The 8880-nt window shown below is 65.6% G+C and carries 8 protein-coding genes; 6 read left to right on the forward strand and 2 right to left on the reverse strand.

All coding sequences use genetic code 11. The features are described 5' to 3' along the window. Positions 1-54 precede the first annotated feature (54 nt). The 5 genes from QW868_RS30055 (at position 55) to QW868_RS30075 (ending at position 5585) form a co-directional block, all read left to right on the forward strand. Positions 55-723, forward strand: a complete 669-nt coding sequence (locus QW868_RS30055) for a hypothetical protein (protein ID WP_316232235.1) — start codon at positions 55-57, stop codon at positions 721-723. A gap of 1085 nt (positions 724-1808) precedes the next feature. Then, entirely contained in the window at positions 1809-2417 is a 609-nt protein-coding gene (locus tag QW868_RS30060) for a nuclear transport factor 2 family protein (protein ID WP_315738428.1), read from the forward strand. Positions 2418-2789: 372 nt separating this feature from the next. Then, complete coding sequence (locus tag QW868_RS30065; protein WP_315738427.1) at positions 2790-3833, forward strand: aromatic ring-hydroxylating dioxygenase subunit alpha; 1044 nt, start codon at positions 2790-2792, stop codon at positions 3831-3833. Positions 3834-3838: 5 nt separating this feature from the next. Next, the gene (locus QW868_RS30070; RefSeq protein WP_315738426.1) at positions 3839-4594 is read left to right on the forward strand and encodes a GntR family transcriptional regulator; all 756 of its coding nucleotides are present in this window, start codon (positions 3839-3841) and stop codon (positions 4592-4594) included. Between the two features lie 10 nt (positions 4595-4604). Next, positions 4605-5585: a PDR/VanB family oxidoreductase gene (locus QW868_RS30075; RefSeq protein ID WP_316232236.1), complete on the forward strand. Its 981-nt coding sequence runs from the start codon at positions 4605-4607 to the stop codon at positions 5583-5585. Between the two features lie 12 nt (positions 5586-5597). Here the strand turns inward: QW868_RS30075 and QW868_RS30080 are convergent, their stop codons facing one another. Next, on the reverse strand, positions 5598-6245 hold the full coding sequence (locus QW868_RS30080; RefSeq protein WP_316232237.1) for a hypothetical protein: 648 nt from the start codon (positions 6243-6245) through the stop codon (positions 5598-5600). Positions 6246-6383: 138 nt separating this feature from the next. Next, positions 6384-7418, reverse strand: coding sequence for a uroporphyrinogen decarboxylase family protein (locus tag QW868_RS30085; protein ID WP_316232242.1), 1035 nt, complete (start codon positions 7416-7418; stop codon positions 6384-6386). 170 nt (positions 7419-7588) lie between these two features. On the opposite strand from QW868_RS30085, the gene QW868_RS30090 reads away from it, so the two are divergent. Beyond that, positions 7589-8767 carry an acetate/propionate family kinase gene (locus QW868_RS30090; RefSeq protein ID WP_316232238.1) on the forward strand — a complete coding sequence of 393 codons (1179 nt, stop codon included), beginning with the start codon at positions 7589-7591 and terminating at the stop codon, positions 8765-8767. The last annotated feature ends 113 nt before the right edge of the window (positions 8768-8880 follow it).

Consider the following 8880-nt stretch of genomic DNA (forward strand, 5'->3'; position numbering starts at 1 on the left):
CCAGGACGCGCATCGCGCGCGTCGACATGCACGCGGCGCCAGGAGAATAGGACGATGCAACGATCGAAGAATCTGATCTCGTGGGCCGGCCCGGTGCTGCTGCTCGCGTCATTCGCTGCCTCCGGCCCCAGCATGGCGGCCGATGCAAGCCATCTGACCTTCGTCACGCATGCTGCATTCTTCTCGGCCGAGACAAAGCAGCCGAAGTCGGTCGATCCCCATGCCTTCGTCGCGGACGCGGCAGCGCCGGTCGCCGTCGGGCCGCAGAACATCTCGCATGTCGCCGGCTTCCGGCCAGCGTTCATCGATCAGGATGCGATGACCGTTGCAATCTCCAATGCCAAGGGAGAGGCGATCGGCTTCACGCTCGGCGACTGGCTGGCGGCGAGCGGCAGCGTGACGCTCACGCCGACGGCTGGCGGCAAGGTCGAGATTGCCATGAGCTTCGATCATCTGAAGCCGGGCGGCCATTACAGCCTGTTCGAAAACCATTTCGACCAGAAGCCTGTCGGCTTCACGCCGCTCGACGGCACTGCCACGACCAACGACTTCGTGGCCAGCGCAGATGGCAAGGCCAAGCTGACGATCATGGCGCCGCAGCCTCTGACCCACGACAACGCCGTACTGCTCGTCTATCACAGCGACGGTGCGGCTCATGGCGCGCAGCGCGGCGACATCGGCGTCAATGCCCATCATCAGCTGATCGCACGGATTCCGGAATAGGCGGTCAGAGAGCTGGCGCATGATGGCAAGGCCGGCGAGGTGACCCGACGATTCGTAGGCCATCATGCACGGCTGTGGGGGAGGGGGATCGCAGATGGACAAGAGCGCAGTGCTGGCGGCGCCTGCGGCCGTCCTCTGAGACCGCCGCTTGCCGCGGCCCTCGGACCATGAGAGCTCAGCAACGGCTGCAGACATCAACGACGCAAATGCGATCGCTTTGGTCGTTCAGGGGAAAGGCCTTAGGAGCGACCGAACGGCCGAACGATGAGCTTCTCGCGCTGTTTCGGGGGCAGGCGGCCTGCCGATTGGAAAGATTTTGGTTGCTGTTTTTCAGAAACTGTGCTTATGTCGGCGCATCCCGCCTCGAGCAGAGGGACGTACGCGTCGTCACGAACGTGGAGGTGGGCTGCGATGGACGTGATGGCTGTGCCGACGAGCGCAGTGGTTACGTACGGCGAAGTCGTGTGGTCCTGGCCTCTCGACGCTGAGGTCAAGTCCGTGAGCGTTGCTTGACGGCACGCGCGGGCGATGGGGGCAAGAAAGCCGATCCCCAGGGAGAGCACGAAGGACACCGTTAACACCGTCGCGCGGGGAAGGCCGGGTCTGTCCGGCTGTACCTGTGGTACCTGCCGCTTGCATTCTTTTGAGCAGGCGGGCCACGGGCCTCAGCCGAGGTCCGGCCTTCCTCGCGCCCTCTCTTTGTTCAGAGGGACACGAATGCTGCATCACCCGGGCACGACGTGCCGCGGGATGAAAGATGCTTATCACTTCGCCTCCGTGATGAGGCCGAAGGTGTCGACATTTACTCAACTGTCGTCCCGGACAAGCGCGCAACGCGCGCGCCGATCCGGGATCATAACCCCAAGGAGATGTGCGAGGCACGATGGTCGACCATTCTCGCCCAGCCGCATCCGCCGCGGCGTATGGATCCCGGGTCGGCGTCCGGCAACGCTCCGCGTTGTCGGACTTGCCCGGGACGACACTGAATGCTTGGCGCGTCTTGGACTTCATCACCAGCAATGTGAGTTTTGCAGCGCTGCTCCGATCCATGTATCCAGCAGCCGCACAACACAGAGGAAATGCACATGACCAAGACCGCCGCCGAAATCGAGGACGACCGTCAGATCCGCGAGCTGTTGCAGAATTGGGCGATCTGGCGCGATGCCGGCGATTGGGAGCGTTTCCGCACGGTGTGGCATCCGGATGGGCGGATGATGGCGACGTGGACGCAGGGCACCGGCGACGAGTTCATCGAGATCAGCAAGGCGGCCTGGGCCAAGGGTGTGAACATCCTGCACTTTCTCGGCGGCATCTCGGTCGATCTCGCCGGCCAGCGCGCGATCGCGCAGACCAAGATGACGATCTCACAGCGCGCCGAAGTCGAAGGCGTCGTTTGCGACGTGCTCTGCACCGGCCGCTTCTACGACTTTCTCGAGAAGCGCGCGGGCAAATGGGGCATCGTGCTGCGCCAGCCGATCTATGAGAAGGATCGCATGGACCCGGTGACACCCGGCGCGGTGCCGGCGCTGGATCGTGCGCTGCTCGAGCAGTTTCCCGTGGGGTATCGGCATCTCGCCTATCTGCAGACGCGCATCGGCTACACGGTGAAGCGCGACATGCCCGGGCTGAAGGGGCCGGAAGTCGAAGCGCTCTATGCACGCGGCGCCGCGTGGCTTCGGGGCGAGCACTCGTGATCGTCGAACCCTGCCTCGCTGGCGCCGCGCTGCCTGCGGAATCTGCTCTCGCCGTGGGGCGGCTGATCCCTCGTGCCTGTGGTCCCGTTGCCAGGCAAAGATGCCAAGGGATCGAGCGCTCGCTGGGCGGCGAAGGCCGAAGCCGAACGGGTGACATCTGGTCGAGGACCGGCGAGGAATCAACGCAAGTCACTGAATTAGAAAGGATTGTCTGTCAGCTTCGTTCCTTCTGGCGGAACCGTCGCGCGGCTGGGAAGGTGTTTTGTATACAGAAATGGCAGATGTGGACATGGAACAGGCGGAACTTGCGCCTTGTCTCCCATGTATTGTATACAGCGGCCAGTTGGACGTATACCGACACGAGGACACGCCATGGCCGCTTCTTTTCCGATGAATGCCTGGTACGCCGCTGCCTGGGACGCCGAGGTCAAGCAGGCCCTGCTGCCGCGGACGATCTGCGGCAAGCACGTCGTGATGTACCGTAAGGCCGACGGCACCATCGCCGCGCTCGAAGATGCCTGCTGGCATCGGCTGGTGCCGCTGTCCAAGGGGCGGCTGGAAGGCGACACTGTCGTTTGCGGCTATCACGGCTTGAAGTTCAGCCCGCAGGGCCGCTGCACGTTCATGCCCTCGCAGGAGACCATCAACCCCTCGGCCTGCGTGCGGGCCTATCCGGCGGTCGAGCGGCATCGGTTCATCTGGCTGTGGATGGGCGATCCGGCGCTGGCCGATCCCGCGACCATTCCCGACATGCACTGGAATCACGATCCGGCCTGGGCCGGCGATGGCAAGACCATCCACGTCAAATGCGACTACCGGCTGGTGGTCGACAATCTGATGGATCTCACGCACGAGACCTTCGTGCACGGCTCGTCGATCGGCAACGACGCGGTGGCGGAAGCGCCGTTCGACGTCACCCATGGCGAGCGCACCGCGACCGTGACGCGCTGGATGCGCGGCATCGAGCCGCCGCCGTTCTGGGCGAAGCAGCTCGGCAAGCCCGGTCTCGTCGACCGCTGGCAGATCATCCGCTTCGAGGCGCCGTGCACGGTGACGATCGACGTCGGCGTCGCCCCGACCGGGACGGGCGCGCCGGAGGGCGACCGCTCGCAGGGCGTCAACGGCATGGTGCTCAACACCATCACGCCGGAGACCGACAAGACCTGCCATTATTTCTGGGCGTTCGCCCGCAACTACCAGCTTTCCGAGCAGCGGCTGACGACGGAGATTCGCGAGGGCGTGTCGGGCATCTTCCGCGAGGACGAGCTGATCCTGGAAGCGCAGCAGCGTGCGATGGACGAGAATCCAGGACGCGTTTTCTACAACCTCAACATCGATGCAGGCGCAATGTGGGCACGACGGATCATCGATCGGATGATCGCGCGCGAAACGCCGCTGCGCGAAGCCGCGGAGTAAATGGAATGGCTGAGCGTGACAGCGAGCGCTCGATCTCGCAGACCGTCCGTGCGCAGCTCACTTTGCGCGACCTGATTCTCACCGGCGGCTTGCGCCCTGGCGAGCGCATCTCCGAGCTGCAGGCGGTCGAGGCCGCCGGCGTCTCGCGCACGCCGGTGCGGATGGCGCTGGTGCGGCTGGAGGAGGAGGGGCTGCTCGAGGCCATTCCGTCCGGCGGCTTCATGGTGAAGTCGTTCTCCGAGCGTGACGTGCTCGACTCCATCGAGGTGCGCGGCACGATGGAAGGACTGGCGGCGCGGCTCGCCGCCGAGCGCGGCGTGTCCGTGCGCGACACCGAGCCGATGCGCGAATGCCTCGCCCAGATCGACGAGCTCATCGCGCCCGCCGAGCTCTCGTTCGATGGGTTCTCGGCCTATGTGGCGCTGAATGCGCGCTTTCATGCCTTGCTGGCCGAATTGTCGCGCAGTCCGCCCGTGATCCGCCAGGTCGACCGCGCCAGCGCGCTGCCGTTCGCCTCGCCAAGCGGCTTCGTGATGGCGCAATCGGCGCTCCCCGAGGCGCGTCACATCCTGGTGGTCGCACAGGAGCATCACCGCATCGTCATCGACGCGATCGAGAACCGCGAGGGCGCGCGCGCCGAGGGGATCATGCGCGAGCATGCCCGGCTTGCCGCCCGCAACCTGCGGCTGGCCGTGAAGGCGCGTGGTCCGATGGACCTGGTGCCGGCGGCGGTGCTGATCAAGACGCAGACCAACGGCTGAGGAGGCGATCATGCGTTTCCAGGACAATTGGTCGCCTGCGACCCTGGTCTCGACACGCGACCTCGCGCCGGGCATCCGCGAATTCATTCTGCGGCCCGACGGCTATGTCTGCGCGCCCTATGCGGTTGGCAGCCACATCAAGGTCGGCGTTCTCGCCGCCGGCCAGCCCGATGTCCGCTCCTATTCGCTGGTCGGCGAGGCGGATCCGCGTGGCTACCGGATCGCCGTGCGCTTCGCCGAGGATTCCCGCGGCGGGTCGCGCTATCTGTGGTCGCTGCAGCCCGGTGCGCGGCTGGATGTGGCGAGCCCGACCTCGCTGCTGCAGATCGACTGGCAGCGGCCGCATTATTGTCTGGTCGCCGGCGGCATCGGCATCACGCCGCTGGTTGGGGCCGCGCACGCGCTGCTCCGCAAGACACCGAACGTCTCGTTGCACTACGCAGTGCGATCGCAGGGCGAGGCGGCCTATGTCGATGAGCTCTCGGCGCTGCTCGGCGACCGGCTCGCGGTGTATGCCGCAGACCAGTCGCAGCGGCTGGACCTGCCCGGTCTGTTTTCGGGTCTGCCGTCCGGAGCAGCCGTGCTGTTCTGCGGACCGATGCGGATGCTGGATGCCGCGCGCAGCGCGTGGGCGGCGTGCGGCCGCGCGCCGGCCGATCTCAGTTATGAGACGTTCGGATCGAGCGGCCGGCTGTCGACCGAGCCGTTCAAGGTCCGGCTGCGTGGCAGCGGCGAGGAAATCGTGGTGCCGCGCGACCGCTCGATGCTCGACGTGCTGAATGTCGCCGGCCATGAGGTCATGGCGGATTGCCGGCGCGGCGAGTGCGGCGTCTGCGCGGTCGACGTGGTCGAGGTCGAGGGCGAGATCGATCATCGCGACGTGTTCTTCAGCGCCGAGCAGAAGCACGACAACCGCAAGCTCTGCGCCTGCGTGTCGCGCGCCCATGGCGTGGTCACGATCGATACGATGGAACGAGCCGACGCGCTGTGAGCGCGATGCCGGCTACTTGTCGGCGAGGCTGACCGGCATCGCTTCCTGCGGCTTGGCGGCCGGTCTCCGGCCGCTCTGCTCCGCGGCAAGAGCGGCCCGCGCCGCCTTGAGGCGCGCGTCGGCGTCCTTGTCGGCGAGCAGCGCGTCGGTGAGGTTGGCCTCCGCGAGGTAGGCGGCCTCGGCCGCGGCCTTGGCCGCCGCGATGTTGGTAGCGGTGGGATTGGCCTTCGCCAGCGCCTCCGCCGCGTCGCGGTCGGAAATGGCCTTCTCGTTGGCCGCCAGCGCCGCATCGAGATTGGCGTCGGCGACCATCTCGGCAGCATGGGCAGCCGCCAGCGTCGCCGCAGCGGGACTGAGCGGCGGCCGGGGGCGCAGTGGTTTCACCGTGGCCTGCGGCTTGACGGTCTGAGCCTGTGGCGGCAGCGCGGGCGGAGAGGATGGTGGGAGTGCCGTTGGCTGCTGGATGGGAGGTGGCTGGAGCGATGGCATGGTCGGTACGAGCCCGATCGGCACCATCCGCGCAAACGAGCTGCGCGCGTCGCGCATCAGGCCGCCCATGATGTCGTCGAGCGGATCGGCCATCGCGGTCCCGCTCAACGCTGCGCCGGCAAGCATGCCGATCGCACCGGCGACATGTCTCGACGTGATGCAGACGGCCATCGGAGCCTCCCTTGCGACGAGATCGGGCCAGCCGACCCCTCGCGCTCGCCGGCTGCCTTATTCCGGAAATGGGTTTGCAGGGTGGCGCCATCGTGGAGCGTCGCGCCCGACATGCGCCGCATCTGCCACATTGGGCTTTCAGGCGAGCTCTTCGCGCACCCGCGCCGCCGCCCCACACATCGCCTTCAATTTCCCGAAGGCGGTCGCACGCGGCAGATATTTCATGCCACAGTCCGGCGCCACGACCAGCCGCTCCGGCGCCACCACTTTGAGGCCGTTGCGGATGCGCTCGGCGACGACCGCGACCGGCTCGACCTCGGCATCGCCGAGATCGAGGACGCCGAGCACGATGGTCTTGGTCGAGAGATCTTTGAGAACGCCGAGGTCGAGTCGCGGCTGCGCCGCCTCGATCGCGATCTGCGCGGCGTGGCAATCGGCAAGCTCGGCCAGGAACGCATATCCGCTCGGCTTGCTGGAGCCCGGCACGATGGCGGCATAACCGAAGCAGACGTGAACGATGGTGGGCACCGTAATGTGATCGAGCGCCCGGTTGATCGCCTTGACGGCATAGCGCCGCGCCGCCTGCGGATTGTTGCGGACCCAGGGCTCGTCGAGCTGGATGACGTCGGCGCCGGCGCGTTGCAGGTCGCGGGCCTCGGCATTGACGACGTCGGCGAAAGCCATCGCGAGCGCCTCGTCGTCACCGTAGAAGTCGTCCTGGGCTTGCTGGCTCAATGTGAACGGCCCGGGCAGGGCGATCTTGGCGGCATGCTTGGTGTTACGGCGGAGGAACTCCATGTCACGCAGCTCGACCGGCTGTGTCCGCCGGATCGGACCGACGACGCGCGGCACCGGCGTCTTGATCCCGGACGGCGAGATGATGATGGCGGGATTGTCGGCATCGACGCCGTCGAGCGCAGTCGCGAACCGGTTGGAGTAGCTTTCGCGCCGGATCTCGCCATCCGACACGATGTCGATCCCGGCCTGTTCCATGTCGTGGATCGCGACGATGGTCGCATCGTCCTGGGCGTCGTCGAGCAGCGGCCGGGGGATGCGCCACATGCCCTGCATGCGAATGCGGGGAACGGACTTCGACAGCGTTGCGCGATCGACCAGCCAATCCGGCTGCGGGTAGCTTCCGACCACGGTGGTCGGCAGGAGATGTCGAGGCATATTCACGCAATGCTCTCCCGCGGGTCCGACTCAACCTTTGATATGATAGCAGGCAGTAAGCTCAGGGCAGAATGCAACCTAAAGTTTTGTTCGTGTTCGGGTCGTCACGGAAATAGTTCGCATTTTCTGCAGTTTATCAGTTCATCATTCTCCACGAGGCGACATCATCGATGCAACACATCCTGACCCTCAACTCCGGCTCATCCTCGATCAAGTTCGCCTTGTTCGAGGAAGATGCCGCCCTTGTCGAGGCCGTGCATGGCCAGATCGAAGGGCTCGGCGGTGCGGCGCCGCATCTCGAAGCAAAGCTGAGGGACGGTGCGCTGGCTGACGAACGGCTCGATGCCGCGAGCGCCACCGATCACGAGGCGGCTCTCGGCGTCGTGCTCGAGGTACTGCAACGCGCCATCGGTCGCACCGAAGTCGACGCCGTCGGTCATCGCGTCGTCCATGGCGGGCTCGCTTTCACGCAGCCGATCGTCGTCAATGACGATGTTCTGAATGATCTGCAAAAGCTCATTCCGCTGGCACCATTGCACCAGCCTCACAATCTCTCCGGCGTCCGCGCCGCCCATCGCGCCTTTCCCGATGCCGTGCAGGTCGCATGTTTCGACACCGCGTTCCATCGTTCGCACCCCTGGGTCAATGATACCTATGCCTTGCCGCGTGAGTTCTACGACCAAGGCATCCGCCGCTACGGCTTTCACGGCCTGTCCTACGAATACGTCGTTTCGCGACTGAAGGAGATCGCTCCGCTCGACGAGAAGGGCCGGGTGGTCGTGATGCATCTCGGCAACGGTGCCTCGATGTGTGCGATCCGGGATGGGCAGAGCATCGGTTCGTCGATGGGATTCACGGCGCTCGACGGTCTGCCGATGGGCACGCGCTGCGGTCAGCTGGACCCTGGCGTCGTCCTCTATCTGCTTCAGGAGAAGCGGATGACCGCCGAGGCGGTCACCGATCTCCTCTACAATCATTCGGGCCTCAAGGGATTGTCGGGACTGTCGCAGGACATGCGCGAATTGGAGGCAGCCGGCACGCCGGAAGCCCGGCAGGCGATCGACTACTTTGTCGACCGCATCAGGCGCGAGCTCGGCGCTATGGCCGCGATCCTCTCGGGCATCGACGCGGTGGTGTTCTGCGGCGGCATCGGCGAGCACGCATGGCGCATTCGCCAGCGCGTCTGCGAAGGCTTCGAATGGCTCGGGATCGCGTTGGACGACGGCCGCAATCGTGCGAGCCATTCCTTGATCTCTTCGGACCGGTCGCAGGTGCGCGTGCGCGTGGTCAATACCAATGAGGAAATGATGATCGCGCGGCACGCCGCGCGCCTGCTTAGGCAGCAATGACTGAGATGGCCGACCAGACCTGCTGATTTGCCGCTTGGCGGGCTCAAGCGGTGGTCGCAACACCCAGTGTTTTCATTCGTGACAGCAGCTCGTCAAGCGCCTCTGCTGGAGTT

Origin of the sequence: Bradyrhizobium sp. SZCCHNR1051, from assembly GCF_032489615.1 — a bacterium.
Lineage (GTDB): Bacteria > Pseudomonadota > Alphaproteobacteria > Rhizobiales > Xanthobacteraceae > Bradyrhizobium.